Origin of the sequence: Enterobacter cloacae complex sp. CDL013 (genome assembly GCF_049238805.1) — a bacterium.
GTDB classification, from domain to species: domain Bacteria; phylum Pseudomonadota; class Gammaproteobacteria; order Enterobacterales; family Enterobacteriaceae; genus Enterobacter; species Enterobacter hormaechei_C.
The window spans coordinates 20,572-40,544 of record NZ_JBMKGT010000002.1 but is presented as its reverse complement, the minus strand read 5'-3'; the positions used below and the strand labels follow the sequence as shown (position 1 = coordinate 40,544).

The 19,973-nt window shown below is 56.8% G+C and carries 18 protein-coding genes; 4 read left to right on the top strand and 14 right to left on the bottom strand.

Translation table 11 applies throughout. From position 1 onward, the window contains the following. Window positions 1-226 precede the first annotated feature (226 nt). Entirely contained in the window at window positions 227-1,417 is a 1,191-nt protein-coding gene (hmpA, locus tag ACOTXD_RS03265; protein ID WP_061856693.1) for an NO-inducible flavohemoprotein, read from the top strand. Between the two features lie 76 nt (window positions 1,418-1,493). On the opposite strand, the gene glnB is transcribed toward hmpA, so the two are convergent. The 5 genes from glnB to purL form a co-directional block, all read right to left on the bottom strand. Beyond that, complete coding sequence (glnB, locus tag ACOTXD_RS03260) at window positions 1,494-1,832, bottom strand: nitrogen regulatory protein P-II (RefSeq protein WP_003860685.1); 339 nt, start codon at window positions 1,830-1,832, stop codon at window positions 1,494-1,496. Between the two features lie 80 nt (window positions 1,833-1,912). Further along, window positions 1,913-3,250 carry a two-component system response regulator GlrR gene (gene glrR, locus ACOTXD_RS03255; RefSeq protein ID WP_003860687.1) on the bottom strand — a complete coding sequence of 446 codons (1,338 nt, stop codon included), beginning with the start codon at window positions 3,248-3,250 and terminating at the stop codon, window positions 1,913-1,915. After that, window positions 3,247-3,999, bottom strand: coding sequence for a two-component system QseEF-associated lipoprotein QseG (gene qseG, locus ACOTXD_RS03250; protein WP_045894651.1), 753 nt, complete (start codon window positions 3,997-3,999; stop codon window positions 3,247-3,249). Before qseG ends, glrR begins: the two co-directional genes overlap by 4 nt. Then, on the bottom strand, window positions 3,996-5,429 hold the full coding sequence (gene qseE / locus ACOTXD_RS03245) for a two component system sensor histidine kinase QseE/GlrK (RefSeq protein ID WP_164552216.1): 1,434 nt from the start codon (window positions 5,427-5,429) through the stop codon (window positions 3,996-3,998). The genes qseG and qseE overlap by 4 nt, the downstream gene beginning before the upstream one ends. 532 nt (window positions 5,430-5,961) lie before the next feature. Then, window positions 5,962-9,849, bottom strand: a complete 3,888-nt coding sequence (gene purL / locus ACOTXD_RS03240) for a phosphoribosylformylglycinamidine synthase (RefSeq protein ID WP_421766369.1) — start codon at window positions 9,847-9,849, stop codon at window positions 5,962-5,964. Window positions 9,850-10,116: 267 nt separating this feature from the next. Here purL and mltF point away from each other — a divergent pair, with 267 nt between their 5' ends. After that, window positions 10,117-11,667 (top strand): membrane-bound lytic murein transglycosylase MltF, encoded by a 1,551-nt coding sequence (gene mltF / locus ACOTXD_RS03235; protein ID WP_022651605.1) that lies wholly within the window; start codon window positions 10,117-10,119, stop codon window positions 11,665-11,667. On the opposite strand, the gene tadA is transcribed toward mltF, so the two are convergent. From tadA to murQ, 4 genes are read right to left on the bottom strand one after another with little or no spacing between them, the layout of a single operon-like run. Further along, complete coding sequence (gene tadA / locus ACOTXD_RS03230; protein ID WP_022651606.1) at window positions 11,555-12,094, bottom strand: tRNA adenosine(34) deaminase TadA; 540 nt, start codon at window positions 12,092-12,094, stop codon at window positions 11,555-11,557. The two genes, mltF and tadA, sit on opposite strands and share 113 nt — an antisense overlap. Before the next feature lie 24 nt (window positions 12,095-12,118). Next, window positions 12,119-12,754 (bottom strand): phosphatidylglycerophosphatase C, encoded by a 636-nt coding sequence (gene yfhb / locus ACOTXD_RS03225; protein WP_003860696.1) that lies wholly within the window; start codon window positions 12,752-12,754, stop codon window positions 12,119-12,121. Window positions 12,755-12,757: 3 nt separating this feature from the next. After that, on the bottom strand, window positions 12,758-14,122 hold the full coding sequence (locus tag ACOTXD_RS03220) for a PTS transporter subunit EIIC (RefSeq protein WP_023314660.1): 1,365 nt from the start codon (window positions 14,120-14,122) through the stop codon (window positions 12,758-12,760). A 9-nt stretch (window positions 14,123-14,131) separates the two neighbouring features. Then, window positions 14,132-15,028, bottom strand: coding sequence for an N-acetylmuramic acid 6-phosphate etherase (gene murQ / locus ACOTXD_RS03215; protein WP_003860700.1), 897 nt, complete (start codon window positions 15,026-15,028; stop codon window positions 14,132-14,134). Window positions 15,029-15,146: 118 nt separating this feature from the next. Between murQ and ACOTXD_RS03210 the strand changes: the two genes are divergently transcribed. Both ACOTXD_RS03210 and ACOTXD_RS03205 read left to right on the top strand, forming a co-directional pair. After that, window positions 15,147-15,995 carry a MurR/RpiR family transcriptional regulator gene (locus ACOTXD_RS03210; RefSeq protein WP_003860702.1) on the top strand — a complete coding sequence of 283 codons (849 nt, stop codon included), beginning with the start codon at window positions 15,147-15,149 and terminating at the stop codon, window positions 15,993-15,995. 56 nt (window positions 15,996-16,051) lie between these two features. Continuing rightward, entirely contained in the window at window positions 16,052-16,312 is a 261-nt protein-coding gene (locus ACOTXD_RS03205) for a YfhL family 4Fe-4S dicluster ferredoxin (RefSeq protein ID WP_003860704.1), read from the top strand. Here ACOTXD_RS03205 and acpS read toward each other — a convergent pair. The 5 genes from acpS to rnc form a co-directional block, all read right to left on the bottom strand. Continuing rightward, window positions 16,309-16,689, bottom strand: coding sequence for a holo-ACP synthase (gene acpS, locus ACOTXD_RS03200; RefSeq protein WP_003860706.1), 381 nt, complete (start codon window positions 16,687-16,689; stop codon window positions 16,309-16,311). The two genes, ACOTXD_RS03205 and acpS, sit on opposite strands and share 4 nt — an antisense overlap. Further along, window positions 16,689-17,420, bottom strand: coding sequence for a pyridoxine 5'-phosphate synthase (pdxJ, locus tag ACOTXD_RS03195; RefSeq protein WP_045330528.1), 732 nt, complete (start codon window positions 17,418-17,420; stop codon window positions 16,689-16,691). The genes acpS and pdxJ overlap by 1 nt, the downstream gene beginning before the upstream one ends. Before the next feature lie 75 nt (window positions 17,421-17,495). Beyond that, entirely contained in the window at window positions 17,496-18,203 is a 708-nt protein-coding gene (gene recO, locus ACOTXD_RS03190; RefSeq protein ID WP_003860708.1) for a DNA repair protein RecO, read from the bottom strand. A 17-nt stretch (window positions 18,204-18,220) separates the two neighbouring features. Then, a complete protein-coding gene (gene era, locus ACOTXD_RS03185) occupies window positions 18,221-19,126 on the bottom strand; it encodes a GTPase Era (RefSeq protein WP_003860709.1) in 906 nt (301 codons plus the stop codon). Beyond that, window positions 19,123-19,803, bottom strand: coding sequence for a ribonuclease III (gene rnc, locus ACOTXD_RS03180; RefSeq protein ID WP_003860711.1), 681 nt, complete (start codon window positions 19,801-19,803; stop codon window positions 19,123-19,125). Before rnc ends, era begins: the two co-directional genes overlap by 4 nt. Window positions 19,804-19,973 lie beyond the last annotated feature (170 nt).

Genomic DNA, 19,973 nt, shown 5'->3' with positions numbered 1-19,973 from the left:
CTGAATAGTTCTGCGATAACAGGTCTTGACAAACGATTTAACGCAAACGTTTACCTCCACGCCACGCAAGGGTTTGAGCAATAAAGCTCTCACCATTTTCAACGGATTTCTTTTCAGCTTTGTGATGCATATTTTTCACGATGCAAAGAACCATTTACATTGCAGGGGTATTTTTATAAGATGCATCTAAAATACATCATTAAAGTAACATCAGAAGGAAGCTGCTATGCTCGACGCCCAAACCATCGCTACCGTAAAAGCCACAATTCCCCTGCTGGTTGAAACGGGTCCTAAACTGACCGCCCATTTCTACGATCGCATGTTCGCGCATAACCCGGAGCTCAAAGAGATTTTCAACATGAGCAACCAGCGTAACGGCGATCAGCGCGAAGCGCTGTTTAACGCTATTGCCGCCTATGCCAGCAACATCGAAAACCTGCCGGCTCTGCTGCCTGCGGTGGAAAAAATCGCGCAGAAGCACACCAGCTTCCAGATCAAACCTGAGCAGTACAACATCGTCGGCAGTCACCTGCTGGCGACCCTGGACGAAATGTTCAGCCCGGGCCAGGAAGTGCTGGATGCCTGGGGTAAAGCCTATGGCGTGCTGGCAAACGTATTCATCAACCGTGAAGCACAGATCTACAGCGAAAACGCCAGCAAGAATGGCGGCTGGGAAGGCACGCGCGCCTTCCGCATCGTTGAGAAAACCCCGCGCAGCGCACTGATCACCAGCTTTGAGTTTGAGCCAGTTGACGGTCAGCCAGTTGCCGATTACCAGCCGGGCCAGTATCTGGGCGTCTGGCTGAAGCCTGAAGGCTTCCCGCATCAGGAGATTCGCCAGTACTCCCTGACCCGCAAGCCAGACGGCAAAGGCTATCGCATTGCGGTTAAACGTGAGGAAGGTGGTCAGGTATCCAACTGGCTCCATAACGAAGCCAGCGTGGGCGACGTGGTCCATCTGGCGGCACCGGCGGGCGATTTCTTTATGGCCGTTGAAACGAATACCCCGGTGACGCTGATCTCCGCAGGCGTGGGTCAGACGCCAATGCTGGCGATGCTGGATACGCTGGCGAAAGCAAACCACAGCGCGCAGGTTAACTGGTTCCACGCGGCGGAGAACGGTGATGTTCACGCCTTCGCGGACGAGGTGAAAGCGCTGGGAGCGGGTCTGCCACACTTTACCGCGCATACCTGGTATCGTTTACCCACGGAAGCCGACCGCGCAGCGGCTCGTTTCGACAGCGAAGGCCTGATGAATTTAGGGCAGCATGAAGGGGCGTTCAGCGCACCGGGGATGCAGTTCTACGTTTGTGGGCCGGTAGCGTTTATGCAGTATGCCGCGAAGCAGCTGGTAGTCCTGGGCGTGAATAAAGACAACATTCATTACGAATGTTTCGGCCCGCATAAAGTGCTGTAATGCAAAAAGCCCCTCAACGAGGGGCTTTTTTTTCGCCGGGTGGCAGCTGCGCCTTACCCGGCCTACCAAATCTTTTTTAAATCGCCGCGTCGTCTTCTTCGCCGGTACGGATACGGATCACGCGCGCCACGTCAAAGACGAAGATTTTCCCGTCGCCAATTTTACCGGTCTGCGCCGTGCGGATGATGGTATCCACACAGGTATCGACGATATCATCGCTCACCACGATCTCGATTTTCACTTTCGGCAGAAAGTCCACCATGTACTCTGCGCCACGGTATAGCTCGGTGTGGCCCTTCTGACGACCAAAACCTTTCACTTCAGTTACGGTCATCCCGGTGATGCCTACTTCTGCCAGCGCTTCACGTACATCATCCAGTTTGAAAGGTTTAATAATCGCATCAATCTTTTTCATGGTGGGTCCTTAAACTCTTGCCAGTAAGCAGCCTCGTAATCGGTTGCTCACAGTATCATATTCAGGCGAATTTTGCGGTATTACTCTTTAAAATCGTTCGCTTCCAGCTCGTGGCGTGAAAGCAATTTATAAAACTCGGTACGGTTACGCCCGGCCATGCGCGCCGCATGGGTTACGTTGCCTTTGGTGATTTGCAGCAGCTTGCGCAGATAGTTCAGCTCGAACTGGTTTCGCGCTTCCGCAAACGTCGGTAAGGCCGTGTTTTCCCCCTCGAGCGCCTGCTCCACCAGCGCATCGCTGATCACCGGCGATGACGTCAGCGCCACGCACTGCTCAATCACGTTCACCAGCTGGCGTACGTTGCCCGGCCAGCTTGCCGTCATCAGGCGTTTCATCGCATCGGTGGAGAACGCGCGCACGAATGGTTTGTGGCGGTCAGCGGCCTGGCGCAAAAGGTGATTTGCCAGCAGCGGGATATCTTCCGCACGCTCGGCCAGCGCCGGGATTTTCAGGTTGACGACATTCAGTCGATAGTAGAGATCTTCGCGGAACTCGTTGCGCGCCATCACCTTGGGCAAATCGCGATGGGTAGCGGAAATAATGCGCACGTTGATATCGATATCGCGGTTGCTGCCAAGCGGACGCACTTTCCGCTCCTGCAACACGCGCAGCAGTTTGACCTGCAACGGCGCGGGCATATCGCCAATTTCATCAAGGAACAGCGTGCCCCCCTCAGCCGCCTGGAACAGCCCTTCACGGCTGCTCACCGCGCCGGTAAAGGCGCCGCGGGCATGGCCGAAGAGCTCAGACTCAAGCAGTTGTTCCGGCAGCGCGCCACAGTTGATGGCAATAAAGGCATTTTTACTGCGTGGGCTGGCGTTGTGGATCGCCTGGGCCAGGATCTCTTTCCCGGTCCCGCTCTGGCCGTTGATCAGCACGCTAACGTCGGATTGCGCCACCATCCGCGCCTGTTCCAGCAGGCGCAGCATCACAGGGCTACGCGTCACGATGGATTCACGCCAGCCGTCGTCGCCGGATGGCGCAGCGTGCTCAAGAGCACTGTCGATCGCTTTATAGAGGGCGTCTTTATCCACCGGTTTGGTGAGGAAGCTGAATACCCCCTGCTGCGTCGCGGCCACCGCATCAGGAATAGATCCGTGAGCGGTGAGGATAATCACCGGCATCCCGGGCTGCTGCTTCTGGATCTCCGTGAACAGTTGCAGGCCATCCATTTCATCCATGCGCAAATCGCTGATCACCAGATCGATTTTCTCGCGGCTGAGCACTTTCAGCCCCTCCTGCCCGCTTTCAGCGGTGACCACGCTGTAGCCTTCGCTGACCAGACGCATCCCCAGCAGCTTTAACAGCCCGGGATCGTCATCCACCAGTAACAGATGGGCAGGTTTACGGCTTGTCATGGCTTCACATCCTCTTGTTTCGGCGTCTCACTGTCTGGCGTCGTGGCAGAGTTGCCTTTCGACCCATCGGGCAGATAGCTGCCTGCCGGCTTACGCGTCGAGAGCTGTCTTTCGATATCGGTCAGATTTTCGAGCTTGCGGGTGGTGGTTTCCAGCTGCTCGCGCAGCGACTCCTGCTGCTGGCGAAGCGCATCAAGCTCGCTGTCGCTCGACTGCTGCAATTTGCTGTAGCGGAAACGCTCTTCGGACAGCTGTAATTGCAGGGTTTGTCCGTCCCGCCAGAGCTGATAAACCGGGCGCACCTGGGGGGGAATATTGATCACGTAAGTATCCAGCCGCGTCACGTTGGCGCGGCGTTCGACAGGCGTGATTCTGGCATCCGCCATCACGATCCCGCGTTTAAACGCGTCCTGCCAGGTATCGTCCATCAGCATCGCCGCCTGGGCACGGGCCTCGGCGGGCGCCAGTCGCTGGGCGCAGTCTATTCCGCGCAGCCAGAACAGCGGATTGGATTCAACATCACGCCCCGACAGGCTCCAGATATCATCGCAACGTGTTGAAAGGAAATCGGCCAGCTGTTGTTGCGGCCATTTATCTTCCTGTTTGTGGCTAATCGCACTTTTTGGTGCATGGGTTACACAGCCGGCCAGCAGTAAGCAGGGCAGGCTGAGGCGCACATTTTTGCTGGAAAACACCGCGCGCAGTGCGCGGTAAAAGACGTGTGACATACTCACCAGGTTGTTATTCATTTCATTGATTTTTCCGGCTCAAGAGGCAGTTCGATACGAAAACAGACATCGGCGCGTTCATCACTCACGATGTTAAGCTCACCCTGCATGCGTCGTATGCAGTCGCGGGCAATACTCAGCCCCAGACCACTTCCTTTTACCGCACCTTTTCGCTGATGACTCCCCTGGAAGAAGGGCTCAAAGATCATCGTTTTTTCATCATCCGGAATCGGGCTTCCCGTATTCGCTACGTCAATAAATACCCGCGAACCGTTGTTATTGCTTCTGATATAAATGGTACCGGATTCAGTACCATAGTGCACCGCATTGGAATAAAGATTATCCAGTACGCTCATTAGGAGCATCGGCTCTGCCAGGCAGGATGGCGCATTGAGATCCACCTGGGTATGCATCATTTTAGCTCTTGCTGGCAGGCTATGGGCGGAGATCACCATGTCCACCAGCGGTTCAATCTCAACGCTTTCAAGCACCACAGCACCATCCGCCAGCTTGCGGTTATAGTCCAGCAGTTGTTCAATAAGTTTTTGTAAATTGCGGCTACTGGCATCCAGAATCGCCACGATCTCTTTTTGCTCAGGGGTTAACGGTCCCGCTACTTCGTCTGCCAGCAGCTCCGTGCCTTCACGCATACTGGCCAGCGGTGTTTTGAGTTCGTGTGAGATATGGCGCAGGAACTGATGACGCTGCGATTCCAGCCACGCCAGGCGTTCAGAAAGCCAGATGATGCGCTGACCGACCGAGCGCAGCTCGCGCGGGCCTTTAAAAACAACCGTATCCCCGAGAGATTTGCCCTCCCCCAGGCGGTTAATCATCCGCTGGATCCCCTTTACGGGGCCGATGATCATGCGGGTAAAGAGCAGTACCAGCCCAAGGCTGACGAGGAACAGCACCAGCGCCTGCCAGCCGAAGAACTGGCCGCGCTCGGCAATCTCCTGCTGGAGTTGTTGACCACGGGAAAAGATAACCGTACGGGTGGACTGCACCATCTCCGTATTGGCGTTCGCGAAGGCTTCAAGTCGGGCGGCGGCGGAGGCATCAGGACCGCTGTTTTTGCACTGGAGCTGCGCCAGATCGTTCAGATCCTGACGCAGCGCCTGATAGAGTTTGTCATCCGGCAAGACCCCGGCATGGGCATCCAGCATTTCGCTGTAGCGTTTACGCTGGTTCTGATAGACCCTCTCCAGCGTACGGTCGTCCAGCACGCAGTACTGGCGATAGCTACGCTCCATCTCCAGCGCGGCGTTGGTCATTGCCTCGCTACGGCGGGCATCAATAAGCGTGGTGCGGTTAGTCAGGGCCGCCTGGGCACTTAACGCATTCAGGCTTTGCCATGCCTGCCACGCCAGAACCAGCAAAGGTAGCAGGATCAGCAGGAAGGCCATCATAACGAGCTGTCGCAGGGAGCGAGGGAAAGCGGGCCAGCGTTTCAACACATTACTCTCATCATCCGGGTTTGAGGAGAGCGTAACTGAGTCTGCCCTTCAGATACAACAAAGCCGGGTAAAAACCCGGCTTTGTCATGGAATAAGGCGGTGCCTAACTCGACGTTTCGCCCTGGCCTGATAAAGCATTGCAATAATCAGTAGTTGGACGGCAGGCACCTTTTTGTGCGTCATTCGAAGTTTATGTAGCACGTCCCGAAGGGGCTGACATAAGAAGGTGAATGAGCCACTGGTTACTATTATGCAACGCGCGTGCCAGATTGCAAAAATTGATACTATCCTTATGATTAATAATCGTTTTATTATTAAAATGCATTGATTGTCAGGTGAATGATTTCCAGGCTAAGTGTCGCTATTAAGCAACACCTTAACGGGAACCCGTCCTGACATATATAAATCAACAGGTTAAATGTCTCTTATTGGAGACACTCAATCCAGAGGATTGTCGCAATTTTGCGACAGGTACAAAAAAGCCCGGTGGCGCTCGCGCTTACCGGGCCTACAGTCAGGGCGTTGAAACTTAACCCAGTTGTTTACGCGCGTTGCGGAAAATGCGCATCCACGGGCTGTCCTCGCCCCAGTTTTCCGGGTGCCAGGAGTTGCTCACGGTGCGGAAGACACGCTCCGGGTGCGGCATCATGATGGTCACCCGACCGCTTTCGCTGGTGACCGCGGTAATGCCATTTGCCGAACCGTTCGGGTTAGCCGGATAGGTTTCGGTGACCTTGCCGAAGTTATCAACAAAGCGCAGCGCTACCAGTCCTTTGCTTTCAAGCTGAGCCAGGTGCGCCGCATCACGCATTTCAACCTGACCTTCGCCGTGCGAAACCGCGATTGGCATCTGCGAACCCACCATTCCCTGCAACAGCAGAGACGGGCTTTGGGTAACTTCTACCAGGCTGAAGCGCGCTTCGAAGCGGTCAGACTGGTTACGCACAAAGCGCGGCCAGGCTTCGCTGCCCGGGATCAACTCGCGCAGGTTAGACATCATCTGACAGCCGTTACACACACCCAGCGCCAGCGTCTGCGGACGATGGAAGAAGGTTTCGAACTCGTCACGCACGCGGCTGTTGAACAGAATAGACTTCGCCCAGCCTTCGCCCGCGCCCAGCACGTCACCGTAGGAGAACCCTCCGCAGGCAACCAGCGCCTGGAAATCATCCAGCCCGGTACGCCCGGCCAGCAGGTCGCTCATGTGGACGTCGATGGCATCAAAGCCCGCGCGGTGGAAGGCCGCAGCCATCTCAACGTGGGAGTTAACGCCCTGCTCGCGCAGCACCGCCACTTTCGGACGCGCACCGGTCGCAATGTACGGCGCGGCAATGTCTTCGTTTATGTCGAAGCTGAGCTTCACGTTCAGGCCAGGATCGTTGTCGTTCGCCTTCGCGTTGTGTTCCTGATCGGCGCATTCCGGGTTGTCACGCAGCCGCTGCATCTGCCAGGTGGTTTCCGCCCACCACATGCGCAGCGTGGTGCGGCTTTCGCTGAACACCGCGTGGCCGTCGGCTTCAATCACGAAACGGTCGCCCTGCACCGCTTTACCGAGATAGTGTACGCAGTCTGCCAGACCGTGCTGCGCCAGAATCGCTTCTACCGCGTCGCGATCTGCGGCGCGTACCTGAATGACCGCGCCAAGCTCTTCGTTAAACAGCGCCGCCAGGCGGTCTTCGCCAAGCGTAGCAATGTTTGCTTCAACGCCGCAGTGACCGGTGAAGGCCATCTCTGCCAGCGTCACCAGCAGGCCACCATCGGAACGGTCGTGGTAGGCCAGCAGCTTACGCTGCGCCACCAGCGCCTGAATTGCGTCGTAGAAGCCTTTCAGCTGGGCGACGTCGCGCACGTCGGCTGGCTTATCGCCGAGCTGGCGGTAAACCTGCGCCAGCGCGGTGGCGCCCAGGGCGTTATGGCCTATGCCGAGGTCAATCAACAGCAGGGCGTTATCTTCAGTGGAAAGCTGCGGCGTAACGGTATGACGTACGTCTTCCACGCGCGCAAACGCGGTGATCACCAGCGACAGCGGAGAGGTCATCTCGCGCTGCTCGTTACCTTCCTGCCAGCGGGTTTTCATCGACATGGAGTCTTTACCCACCGGAATGGTCAGGCCGAGCGCAGGACACAGCTCTTCGCCCACAGCTTTCACCGCTTCGTACAGGCCTGCATCTTCACCCGGGTGACCGGCGGCGGCCATCCAGTTCGCGGAGAGCTTGATGCGTTTAATGTCGCCAATCTGCGTCGCCGCGATGTTGGTCAGCGCTTCACCAACGGCCAGTCGCGCAGAGGCGGCGAAGTCCAGCAGCGCCACTGGGGTGCGTTCGCCTAGCGCCATCGCTTCGCCGTAGTAGCTGTCGAGGCTCGCGGTGGTCACGGCGCAGTTCGCCACCGGGATCTGCCACGGGCCAACCATCTGATCGCGGGATACCATACCGGTAACGGTACGGTCGCCAATGGTGACCAGGAAGGTTTTCTCAGCCACAGCAGGCAGGTGCAGCACGCGATTAACGGCTTCTGCCACGGTGATGCCCTGGCGATCCAGCGCTTTGCCCGCCGCTTTACGGGTTGTTACGTCCCGGGTCATCTTCGGCGTTTTACCGAGCAGCACGTCGAGCGGCAGATCGATAGGCTGGTTGTCGAAATGGGTGTCGCTCAGAGTCAGGTGCTGCTCTTCGGTTGCTTCACCGATGACGGCATACGGCGCGCGCTCGCGGCGGCACAGCTCGTCAAACAGCGGCAGCTGGTCGGCCGCAACCGCCAGCACGTAGCGCTCCTGGGATTCGTTACACCAGATTTCCAGCGGGCTCATGCCAGGCTCATCGCTCAGGATATCGCGCAGGTTGAAACGACCACCGCGGCCGCCGTCGCTCACCAGCTCCGGCATGGCGTTGGACAGACCGCCCGCTCCCACGTCGTGGATAAAGAGAATCGGGTTAGCATCGCCCAGCTGCCAGCAGCGGTCGATTACTTCCTGACAGCGACGCTCCATCTCAGGGTTGTCACGCTGCACGGACGCGAAGTCAAGATCCGCATCAGACTGACCGGAGGCCATCGAAGAGGCCGCACCGCCACCCAGACCGATATTCATCGCCGGGCCGCCGAGCACGATCAGCTTCGCGCCGACGACGATCTCGCCTTTTTGCACGTGATCGGCACGGATGTTGCCGATCCCGCCCGCCAGCATGATCGGTTTGTGGTAGCCGCGCAGCTCTTCGCCGTTGTGGCTGTCCACTTTCTCTTCATAGGTACGGAAGTAACCGTTCAGCGCCGGACGACCAAATTCGTTGTTAAACGCCGCGCCGCCCAGCGGGCCTTCGGTCATGATATCCAGCGCGGTCACGATGCGCTCTGGCTTGCCGAAATCTTCTTCCCACGGCTGTTCAAAGCCCGGGATACGCAGGTTGGAGACGGAGAAACCGACCAGACCCGCTTTTGGTTTCGCGCCGCGACCGGTCGCCCCTTCGTCACGGATTTCACCGCCGGAGCCGGTCGCCGCACCCGGCCATGGGGAGATCGCCGTCGGGTGGTTGTGGGTTTCCACTTTCATCAGGATATGCGCGGGCTCCTGATGGAAGTCATAGCGCCCTGCTTCGCGATCGGCGAAGAAGCGGCCCACCTCGGAACCTTCCATCACCGCGGCGTTGTCTTTATAGGCAGACAGCACGTGGTCAGGGGTTTGCTCCATGGTGTTTTTGATCATTTTGAACAGCGACTTCGGCTGCTGTTCGCCGTCGATAATCCAGTCGGCGTTGAAAATCTTGTGGCGGCAGTGCTCGGAGTTGGCCTGCGCGAACATATACAGTTCGATGTCGTTCGGGTTGCGATTCAGCTTAACGAATGCATCCTGAAGGTAGTCGATTTCATCCTCTGCGAGTGCCAGACCAAGACGCAGGTTTGCGTCGATCAGCGCCTGACGCCCCTGCCCCAGCAGATCCACGCTCTGTACCGGCGCAGGCTGATGGTGGGAGAACAGTTTCTGCGCATCATCCAGAGAGTCAAACACACTCTCCATCATGCGGTCGTGCAGTTCAGCCGCAACCGCCTGCCACTGCGCGTCGCTCAGGGTAGAGGCTTCCACGTAGTACGCCACACCGCGCTCCAGACGGTTAATCTGGTTCAGACCGCAGTTGTGAGCGATGTCTGTTGCTTTGGAAGACCAGGGGGAGATGGTGCCAGGGCGTGGCGTGGCGAGGATTAATTTGCCGGTCGGCGTATGGCTGCTCAGGCTTGGGCCATATTTAAGCAGACGTTCCAGCTGTACGCGCTCCTCTGCATTCAGGGGGGCATTCAGGTCAGCAAAATGGACATACTCAGCGTAAATATTGCTTACCGGAAGGTCGGCCGCCTGAAAACGTGCCAGCAGTTTGTTAATACGGAAGGCAGACAGTGCAGGCGAACCACGCAGAATTTCCATCATAAGTCTCTCGTCTTCGAAGCGCCGGGGCGCTTACAGTGTGCGCAAGGGGGGAAAACGGGCGTCATTATAGAGAATCCTGAGCGCCGACGAAACCGTTTGCGTCGAAATAAAATCAACCTTTATGTTTAACAATAGATGTGACCTGTCTCTCTAATTGGTTGCCAACTGGCGCTACTTTGCGCAAAATGCCGCTCAATCAATGGCAAACTCTACTCTTAACATGACTACAGCACACTGAGGCAACCGGCGTCGCAGAGAATTAACTAATTGAAAAAATTAAAGATTAATTATCTGCTCATCGGCATTGTTACGTTGCTGCTGGCAGTGGCCCTCTGGCCGTCTATCCCCTGGTTCGGCAAGGCCGAAAACCGTATCGCCGCCATTCAGGAGCGGGGGGAGTTGCGCGTCAGTACCCTCTCCTCCCCGCTTATTTACGACGATATCAACGGTAAAACCATCGGTCTTGATTACGAACTGGCACAGCTGTTTGCGGACTATCTGGGCGTGAAGCTGAAAGTTACCGTGCGGCAGAACATCAACCAGCTGTTTGATGATTTGGACCATGACCGTGCCGATATTCTCGCCGCAGGTCTGGTGTACAACAGCGAACGCAGCAAAAACTATCAGCCGGGCCCGACCTACTACTCCGTGTCGCAGCAGGTGGTTTATCGTGTGGGTAGCCTGCGCCCGCGCTCACTGGCCGACATCACCGACCAGCAATTGACCATTGCGCCAGGCCATGTGGTGATTGACGATCTGCGGGCGTTGAAAGAGAAAAAATACCCTAACCTCAGCTGGACGGTCGATCCTAAACTCGGCACGACCGAATTGCTGGAGCAGGTAAAAGATAAAAAGCTGGCCTATACCATTGCTGATTCGGTGGCGATCAGTCTTTTCCAGCGCGTTCATCCTGAAATCGCCGTGGCGCTGGATGTGACCGACGAACAGCCGGTGACCTGGTTTACCCAGCTGGACGACGATCAAACCGTCTCTGCGGCCATGCTCGATTTCTTTAATTCCATCAATGAAGACGGCACCCTGGCGCGTCTGGAAGAGAAATATCTCGGTCACGGGGACGATTTTGATTACGTTGACACCCGCACCTTCCTGCGCGCGGTGGACAGCGTGCTGCCGGACCTGCAACCGCTGTTTGAGAAGTACGCCCAGGAGATTGACTGGAAGCTGCTGGCGGCAATTTCCTACCAGGAATCGCACTGGGATGCTCAGGCCACCTCCCCCACGGGCGTGCGCGGGTTGATGATGCTGACCAAAAATACCGCCCAGAGCCTCGGCATCAGCGACCGGACCGATGCGGAACAGAGCATCAGCGGCGGCGCGCAGTATTTACAGGATATGATGGCGAAAGTGCCGGAGACGGTCCCGGAAGGGGAGCGGATCTGGTTTGCGCTGGCCGCCTATAACATGGGGTATGCGCATATGCTCGACGCGCGGGCGCTGACGGCGAAAACCAAAGGTAACCCGGACAGTTGGTCAGATGTAAAACAGCGCCTGCCGCTGCTTAGCCAGAAACAGTGGTACCAGAAGCTGACGTATGGCTATGCGCGCGGCCATGAAGCGTATGCCTACGTGGAAAATATTCGTAAGTATCAGATAAGCCTGGTGGGATATCTGCTGGAGAAAGAAAAAGAGGCGGCCGAGGCGCAACAGCTGGCTGAAAGCTATCCGGTGGTCGCACCGGAAGAGCTTAATCACCCTGCGGTTTCAATTCTGCCTTTTGTTGCTTTTTCTGCTGCCGACGCATTCGAAAAAAGTCACTTAACAGACCCGAACATTCTGGTGCAAGTACCCCGCCGATAGTTTTCACCTGGTGGTTCATCCCCGGATGCCCAAGTACGTCCATCAGTGAACCAGCAGCGCCCGTCTTTTCATCCCGCGCGCCAAACACCAGCGTACCGATTCGGCTGTGCACCATCGCCCCGGAGCACATCACGCACGGCTCAAGGGTGACATACAGGGTGGTATCAAGCAGACGATAGTTTTGCAGCACCAGTCCGCCCTGACGCAGCGCCATAATTTCAGCATGCGCGGTAGGATCGTGACGGCCAATCGGACGGTTCCACCCTTCCCCAATCACCTGATTGTTATGGACCAGTACCGCGCCCACGGGCACTTCGCCCTCTTCCCAGGCGCGCTGAGCCAGCGCCAGCGCATGGCGCATCCAGTATTCATGATTGTGTTCAGGGTTGGACAAGGGCTGATACTCCAGTCGAAAAGCGGGCGGCATTATACACAGCCGGTACAGATAAGACTATTCGAGTTGCTGAAGTTCGCCCAGAGGCGTGACGCGCCAGCGGTGCTGGCAAAAATAGAGCAGCGGGTTGTCCTGCTTGCTGTCGCTGTAGCCGCTGTACAGACGCAGCGGCGTACCGATGCGTTTCTCCAGCTGCACCACTTTTTCATGTCCGAGGCAGCGCAGGGTGAGCACCCAGCCGCCGTAGCCGCGCGCGATCTGCGTGGCGATAAGATTTACGCGCGGCAGCCAGGGCGTATCAAAATAGACTTGCTCCACCAGCGTCTGCGGGGAGCCAGTAATCAGCCAGATATCGGCATCATTGGCGTCGAGATAGCTGGTCAGGCGCGCCTGTACCACGGGAAACGCGGCGACGTGCCCGCGAAACCAGTGCGCAAAATCCTGTTCGAGCTGCTTGAGGCGCGCTTCGCTATGACCAAACGTGCATCCCCAGAGCAGCAGGCTCATCGGCCAGCGCGCTGCACGGCCTTTCACCAGCAGCGCGATGCCAATAACGGGTAACAGGGGTAATACCAGCAACGCGTTAAGGGGCTGGCGCCGTAGCAGGTAGCGCATAAAGGTGCCGAACATATCCTGCTGATGCAGCGTTCCATCCAGATCAAAAAAGACAACGCGACGCTCGTGACTGGCCAAACCTTACTCCTCTGGGTCGTTGAATCCTAACAGCCAGGTAAACAGGAACCCGGCGATCACCGCTACCAGATAGCCTAACAGATAGAGCATCACTTTTCCGGTCACGATGGTTAATGCCAGCGGTAACCCGGAGATCCCGAAGGTAATGACGGTCGCCACTTTCCAGTAGCTGATTAACGCCCCGCCCACCGCCCCACCGAGACAAGCGGCCAGGAACGGCTTACCCAGCGGCAAGGTCACGCCGAAAATCAGCGGCTCGCCGATACCGAGCAACCCGACCGGCAGCGCCCCTTTAATGACCTTTTTTAAACGCGCGTTGCGGGTTTTCATCAGCACCGCGATGGCCGCGCCGACCTGCCCAACGCCAGCCATCGACAGGATCGGCAGCAGGGCGTTATAGCCGTGCGCCTGTACCAGTTCGACGTGAATCGGCACCAGCCCCTGATGCAGACCGGTCAGCACTAACGGCAGGAAGGTCCCGGACAGCACGGCCCCCACCAGCAGCCCGCCGCGATCGATCGCCAGAGACGCGCCGTGGGCGATGGCTTCAGAGATCGCGCCGCCTAACGGTTGCAGCGCCACAATCGCCACGCTCCCGGTAATCAATGTGGTCAGCAGCGGGTTGAGGATCAGTTCAATCGAGCCTGGCAGCAACGCGCGTAGCTTTTTCTCAATCCAGCACATCAGAATGACCACCAGCAGCACGGCAATCACCCCACCGCGGCCAGGCTGAAGCGCCTCGCCAAACAGCGTAATCTGCGCCAGCTGCGGGCTGGAGAGGATACCCGCCATTACGCCGCCCATCGCCAGCGAGCCGCCGAACACTTTGGCCGTGTTCACCCCCACCAGAATGTTCATGATGGCAAACACCGCGCTGCCGAAAATCGCCAGAATACCCAGCAGGTTCGGATACTGGGTGGCGAAATTCCCGACAATATCCGGACGCTTGAGGATATTGATAATCCCGGTGATCAGCCCCGACGCGATAAACGCCGGGATAAGAGGAATAAAGACGTTTGCCAGCTGGCGCAGCGCATCGCTCATGGGGGCTTTGTATTTGGCTTTCGCCTGCGCTTTGGTGCGTTCCGCGTCGTCAAAGGCGGGAGCCGTTTCACCGCCCGTCATCAGGGCGCGCATGGCATCAACCACCTGCGCCGCTTTGCCCGGACCGACAATCAGCTGGTGCTGTTGCCCCTGTTTAACGTACCCGCTCACGCCGGGGAGCTGCTTCAGGCGCGTTAAATCAAGCTTTTCGTCGTTGTACACCTCGACGCGTACACGCGTCATGCAGTTTTCCAGACGCTGAATATTTTTTTCCCCACCGATCCCAAGCAGGATGTCGCTGGCGAGCGCTGCTGTTTTGTCCATAAACGCCTCTTATTGATGTTCTAATGCCGCCCGTAAAAACCCGTGATGGGCTTCAAGCCTGGCTCTGGCCGCGGCTGCATCCAGCCCGGTTAATATCATCAGAATGGCGGGTTTTACATCGTGATCGGTCTGCTGAAGCACCTTTTCCGCCTCTTCACGACTGGCGCCTGTCGCTTCCATCACCATGCGGCAGGCTCTGTCCACCAGCTTGACGTTGGTGGCCTGCATATCCACCATCAGGTTTTGGTAGACCTTGCCAAATTTCACCATCGCGCCGGTGGAGATCATATTGAGCACCAGCTTCTGTGCGGTTCCGGATTTCAGGCGCGTGGAGCCGGTGAGCGCTTCCGGCCCGACGACCGGAGAGATGGCAATGGCGGCCACCTGCGCAATCGGCGAGCCCGGGTTACAGGAGATGGCCACCGTGGTACATCCCGTCTGTCTGGCGTATTCCAGCCCACCAATGACGTACGGCGTACGACCAGAAGCCGCCAGCCCGACGACCAGATCCTGCGCGGTCAGGTTCAGCGCCCTGAGATCGTCCTCCCCAAGCTGTTTATTGTCTTCTGCCCCTTCCACCGCTTTCAGCAGCGCGCCGGGGCCACCGGCAATCAGGCCAACGACCAGACCGTGCGGAACGCCAAATGTCGGGGGACATTCTGAGGCATCCAGCACACCGAGGCGCCCACTGGTACCCGCCCCCATATAAATAATGCGTCCTCCTGCTTTCAGAGCGTCGGCAGCGGCGTCTACGGCTTTCGCCACCTCGGGCAATGTCTCTTTGACTGCCAGCGCGACGAGGGTATCCTGTTGATTAAAGCGGTTTACCAGCTCCAGCGTGGACAGTGCATCAAGATCCATGGTTTGCGGGTTACGCGTTTCAGAAACAAGAGAGCCTAGATTCATGTTATTTACCTATGGAATTTTTAATTCATAATAAACGCACTATAATGGAATATAAAATTCATTCAGGCGAGCATAATTCGTATTTGCGCGGGTAATCACATTTTCGCCAGGAGACCGTATGAACTGTTTAATTCGTATTCGCCAGCGCTACGCAGGGTTTGCCCAGAGTGACAAAAAGCTGGCGGATTATTTACTTTCCCAGCCCGATCGCGCGCGACACCTCAGCTCCCAGCAGCTGGCAGGCGAAGCCGGGGTGAGCCAGTCGAGCGTGGTGAAATTTGCCCAAAAGATAGGCTATAAAGGCTTTCCGGCGCTAAAACTGGCGATCAGTGAAGCACTGGTAAGCAACCCTAATCCGCAGTCAATGCCGGTGCATAACCAGATCCGCGGCGACGATCCGATGCGTCTGGTCGGCGAAAAGCTGATCAAAGAGAACGTGGCGGCAATGCATGCCACGCTGGATGTGAACACGGAAGAGAAGCTGCTGGAAAGCGTAGCCATGCTTCGCGACGCGCGGCGTATTGTATTGACCGGGATCGGTGCCTCCGGACTGGTTGCGCGTAACTTTGGCTGGAAGCTGACAAAAATCGGCTATAACGCCATCGTTGAACAGGATATGCACGCGCTGCTGGCGACCGTGCAGGCCATGGATCCTGACGATTTACTGCTGGCCATCTCCTATTCCGGCGAGCGCCGTGAAATTAATATGGCTACCGACGAAGCCCTGCGTGTAGGAGGAAAAATTCTGGCCATTACTGGCTTCAGCCCGAATGCGCTCCAGCAGCGGGCCACCCGCTGTCTGTATACCATCGCCGAGGAACAGGCCACTCGCAGCGCGGCGATTTCGTCGACGAGTGCGCAGATGATGCTGACGGACCTGCTGTTTATGGCGCTGGTTCAGCAGGATCTGGAGCGTGCGCCAGAGCGTATTCGTCACAGCGAAGAGCTGGTAAAAAAACTGGTTTGAACAACGAATGAGCGTATAATGCCCGCCCTGTTTGTGATGTTTCTGAGAATTTCCTGATGGCGCTGTTAATCACCAAAAAATGCATCAACTGCGATATGTGCGAACCCGAATGCCCGAACGAGGCGATTTCGATGGGCGACAGCATTTATGAGATTAACAGCGACCGCTGCACCGAGTGCATTGGCCACTATGAGACGCCGACCTGCCAGAAGGTGTGCCCCATTCCCAATACGATCTTAAAAGATCCGGCACATGTCGAGAACGAAGAACAGCTGTGGGATAAGTTTGTCCTGATGCACCATGCGGACAAAATTTAACCTTCGATAATCACCGTCGCACAGGCGTAGTGGCGTTCATCTGCAAGCGTTACGTGCATGTGCGCCACGCCCAGCTTTTCCGCCAGCTTAAGCGCCTCGCCCCATAAACGCAGACGTGGCTTACCCAGCTCATCGTTAAACACTTCAAACTGGTTAAACGCCAGGCCGTTACGAATGCCCGTGCCGAACGCTTTCGCCGCCGCCTCTTTTACCGCGAAACGCTTTGCCAGAAAGCGCACCGGCTGCTGATGCGCCTCCCAGATAGCCCATTCGTTATCGCTCAGCACGCGTCTTGCGAGGCGATCGCCGCTCCGGGCGATCACCGCTTCAATGCGGGCTATTTCAACGATGTCGGTGCCTAAGCCCAGAATAGCCATTACTGACGCGCTTCCAGCATCAGACGCTTCATCTCGGAAACCGCGTCTTTCAGACCGCTCATCACCGCACGGCCAATGATAGCGTGGCCGATGTTCAGCTCGTGCATTTCCGGCAGGGCAGCAATGGCTTTTACGTTGTGATAGGTCAGGCCGTGACCGGCGTTAACCTTCAGTCCCAGGCTCGCGGCGTAGGTTGCCGCTTTGGCGATCCGCTCCAGCTCTTTCGCCTGCGCTGCGTCGTTTTCAGCATCGGCATAGCAGCCGGTGTGAATTTCAATATACGGCGCGCCCACGTCGGCAGCGGCTTTAATCTGGGTGAAATCGGCGTCGATAAACAGTGAAACCAGGATACCGGCATCCGCCAGGCGTTTGCAGGCATCGCGCATTTTGTCGAGCTGCCCGGCCACATCCAGACCGCCTTCGGTGGTCACTTCCTGTCGTTTTTCCGGCACCAGGCAGCAGAAATGCGGCTTCGTATCGCAGGCAATCGTCAGCATCTCTTCCGTTACTGCCATCTCCAGATTCATGCGGGTATCCAGCGTCTGGCGCAGGATACGCACGTCGCGATCGGTGATGTGGCGACGGTCTTCACGCAGGTGGACGGTAATGCCGTCCGCCCCAGCCTGCTCGGCGATAAACGCCGCCTGAACCGGATCCGGATACGCCGTGCCGCGCGCGTTGCGCAGGGTGGCAATGTGGTCGATGTTGACACCTAACAGTAATTCAGCCATGACAATCCTCGGTATTTTTGTTCATTTACCTTCTCCCTCTCCCTCCGGGAGAGGGCTGGGGTGAGGGGTAAAACATTAGCGTTTCGGCATAAACTGCCTGAATAATTCGCGGCTCTTTAAAGGTTTGCCCCCAAGATACGGCTTGAGCGCAATTCGGGTAAAGCGTTTTGCCGCACGCAGGGTGTCGGCGTCCGGGAACTCGCGTTCATACAGTGCTCTGAGCTGGCGCCCGGTAAAGGTACTGTTATCGACGACGACACTGGCAATAAAGCCCTTTTCCTCACGATAGCGATAGGTCATGGTATCTTCTACCTCGTCCCCACTCCCCGCGCAGTGCAGAAAATCAACACCGTATCCAAGGTGACCGAGCAGCGCCAGCTCGAAACGACGCAGCACAGGCTCAGGAGTGCCGGTTGCGCCAGCGAGCGACTGGATACAGTGCAGGTAATCAAAGAAAAGTTCAGAGAAGCGGGTCTCATGTTCAAGCACCCGTGAGATGAGTTCGTTGACGTACAAACCGCTGTAGAGCGTGATACCAGAAAGAGGAAGCGCGAGGGAAACGGCTTCAGCACTGCGCAGGGTTTTGACTTCCCCTCGCCCGCCAAAGCGGACCAGCAGTGGGGTGAAAGGCTGCAAGGCACCTTTGAGATTAGAACGTCTGGAACGTGCGCCTTTGGCAACAAGGCGCACGCGACCGGACTCTTCCGTGAAGACGTCCAGCATCAGGCTGGTTTCGCTCCAGGGACGACTATGCAGGACAAAGGCGCGCTGCCATCCATCCATATGCTCGTCGTCTTAGGTTACTGATCTTCGCCGTAACCGAGGCTGCGCAGCGCACGCTCATCATCGGCCCAGCCAGATTTCACTTTCACCCACAGTTCCAGGTGAACCGGTGCTTCAAACATGTCCTGCATGTCTTTACGGGCTTCGATTCCGATAGTTTTGATCTTGGCGCCTTTATTACCGATCACCATCTTCTTCTGCCCTTCACGCTCAACGAGGATCAGACCGTTAATATCGTAACCGCCGCGCTCGTTGCTCTGGAAACGCTCGATCTCCACCGTCACAGAGTACGGCAGTTCAGCGCCCAGGAAACGCATCAGCTTCTCACGGATGATTTCAGACGCCATAAAACGCTGAGAGCGATCGGTGATGTAGTCTTCAGGGAAGTGATGAGTCGCTTCCGGCAGATGCTTGCGCACGATGCCCGCGATGGTATCAACGTTCAGACCCGTCTCCGCAGACAGCGGAACGATGTCGAGGAAGTTCATCTGGCTGCCCAGCCATTGCAGGTGCGGCAGCAGATCGGCTTTTTCCTGCACATTGTCCACTTTATTGACCGCGAGGATCACCGGCGTTTTGCCGTCGCGCAGCTTGTTCAGGACCATTTCGTCGTCCGGCGTCCAGCGGGTGCCTTCCACAACGAAAATCACCAGCTCTACGTCGCCAATGGAGCTGCTCGCCGCCTTGTTCATCAGACGGTTGATGGCGCGCTTCTCTTCCATGTGCAGGCCCGGGGTATCGACGTAAATCGCCTGATACGCGCCTTCAGTATGGATACCGACGATGCGGTGACGCGTGGTCTGCGCCTTACGCGAGGTGATAGAAATCTTCTGCCCAAGCAGATTATTCAGCAGGGTGGATTTGCCAACGTTCGGACGTCCGACGATGGCAATAAATCCGCAATAGGTTTTGTCGATGCTCATTCCAGCTCCAGCATTTTTAACGCCTGTTCGGCGGCAGCCTGTTCAGCCTTACGACGACTTGAACCCGTGCCGACCACCGGTTCACTCAGGCCACTGACCTGGCAATGGATGGTAAATTCCTGATCGTGCGCTTCGCCACGTACCTGCACCACCAGATAGGATGGCAGCGGCAGATGACGACCCTGCAAATATTCTTGCAGACGCGTTTTAGGATCTTTTTGTTTATCGCCCGGGCTGATTTCGTCCAGGCGGGTCTGATACCAGTTCAGGATCAGCTTTTCTACGGTCTGGATATCGCTGTCCAGGAACACGCCACCGATCAATGCCTCGACCGTATCGGCAAGGATGGATTCACGACGGAAACCACCACTTTTCAGCTCACCTGGCCCCAGACGCAGACATTCACCCAGCTCAAACTCGCGTGCGATTTCAGCGAGGGTATTGCCGCGCACCAGCGTGGCGCGCATGCGGCTCATATCACCTTCGTCCACACGCGGAAAACGATGATAAAGCGCATTTGCAATCACGAAACTTAAAATAGAGTCGCCTAAAAACTCGAGACGCTCATTATGTTTGCTGCTGGCACTGCGATGGGTTAATGCCTGTTGCAACAACTCCTGATGATGAAAAGTGTAGCCCAGCTTCCGTTGAAGCCGATTAATTACGATGGGGTTCATGCGATACCAATAAATGAATGCGTCAAAAATGCAGCACACGAAACCGACCTGAGAAAACCAACGCGGTTTCGTGTGCCGTGGCACCCTTGCAGGGCCAACCTTAAACTTCGGGGGAATATTCTATACACAACGACAGGGGATGTCGTTAGTTCAAAGAGATTTATCGCTGA

Excerpts from the sequence above, each read along its gene's own strand:
- ACOTXD_RS03210 (WP_003860702.1), top strand. The coding sequence starts at position 15,147 with ATGAACTGTTTAATTCGTATTCGCCAGCGCTACGCAGGGTTTGCCCAG.
- ACOTXD_RS03220 (WP_023314660.1), bottom strand. The coding sequence starts at position 14,122 with ATGGACAAAACAGCAGCGCTCGCCAGCGACATCCTGCTTGGGATCGGT.
- hmpA (WP_061856693.1), top strand. The coding sequence starts at position 227 with ATGCTCGACGCCCAAACCATCGCTACCGTAAAAGCCACAATTCCCCTG.
- acpS (WP_003860706.1), bottom strand. The coding sequence starts at position 16,689 with ATGGCTATTCTGGGCTTAGGCACCGACATCGTTGAAATAGCCCGCATT.
- glrR (WP_003860687.1), bottom strand. The coding sequence starts at position 3,250 with ATGACAAGCCGTAAACCTGCCCATCTGTTACTGGTGGATGACGATCCC.
- ACOTXD_RS03205 (WP_003860704.1), top strand. The coding sequence starts at position 16,052 with ATGGCGCTGTTAATCACCAAAAAATGCATCAACTGCGATATGTGCGAA.
- murQ (WP_003860700.1), bottom strand. The coding sequence starts at position 15,028 with ATGAATCTAGGCTCTCTTGTTTCTGAAACGCGTAACCCGCAAACCATG.
- qseG (WP_045894651.1), bottom strand. The coding sequence starts at position 3,999 with ATGAATAACAACCTGGTGAGTATGTCACACGTCTTTTACCGCGCACTG.
- glnB (WP_003860685.1), bottom strand. The coding sequence starts at position 1,832 with ATGAAAAAGATTGATGCGATTATTAAACCTTTCAAACTGGATGATGTA.
- recO (WP_003860708.1), bottom strand. The coding sequence starts at position 18,203 with ATGGATGGATGGCAGCGCGCCTTTGTCCTGCATAGTCGTCCCTGGAGC.
- rnc (WP_003860711.1), bottom strand. The coding sequence starts at position 19,803 with ATGAACCCCATCGTAATTAATCGGCTTCAACGGAAGCTGGGCTACACT.
- pdxJ (WP_045330528.1), bottom strand. The coding sequence starts at position 17,420 with ATGGCTGAATTACTGTTAGGTGTCAACATCGACCACATTGCCACCCTG.
- era (WP_003860709.1), bottom strand. The coding sequence starts at position 19,126 with ATGAGCATCGACAAAACCTATTGCGGATTTATTGCCATCGTCGGACGT.
- purL (WP_421766369.1), bottom strand. The coding sequence starts at position 9,849 with ATGATGGAAATTCTGCGTGGTTCGCCTGCACTGTCTGCCTTCCGTATT.
- tadA (WP_022651606.1), bottom strand. The coding sequence starts at position 12,094 with ATGCCGCCCGCTTTTCGACTGGAGTATCAGCCCTTGTCCAACCCTGAA.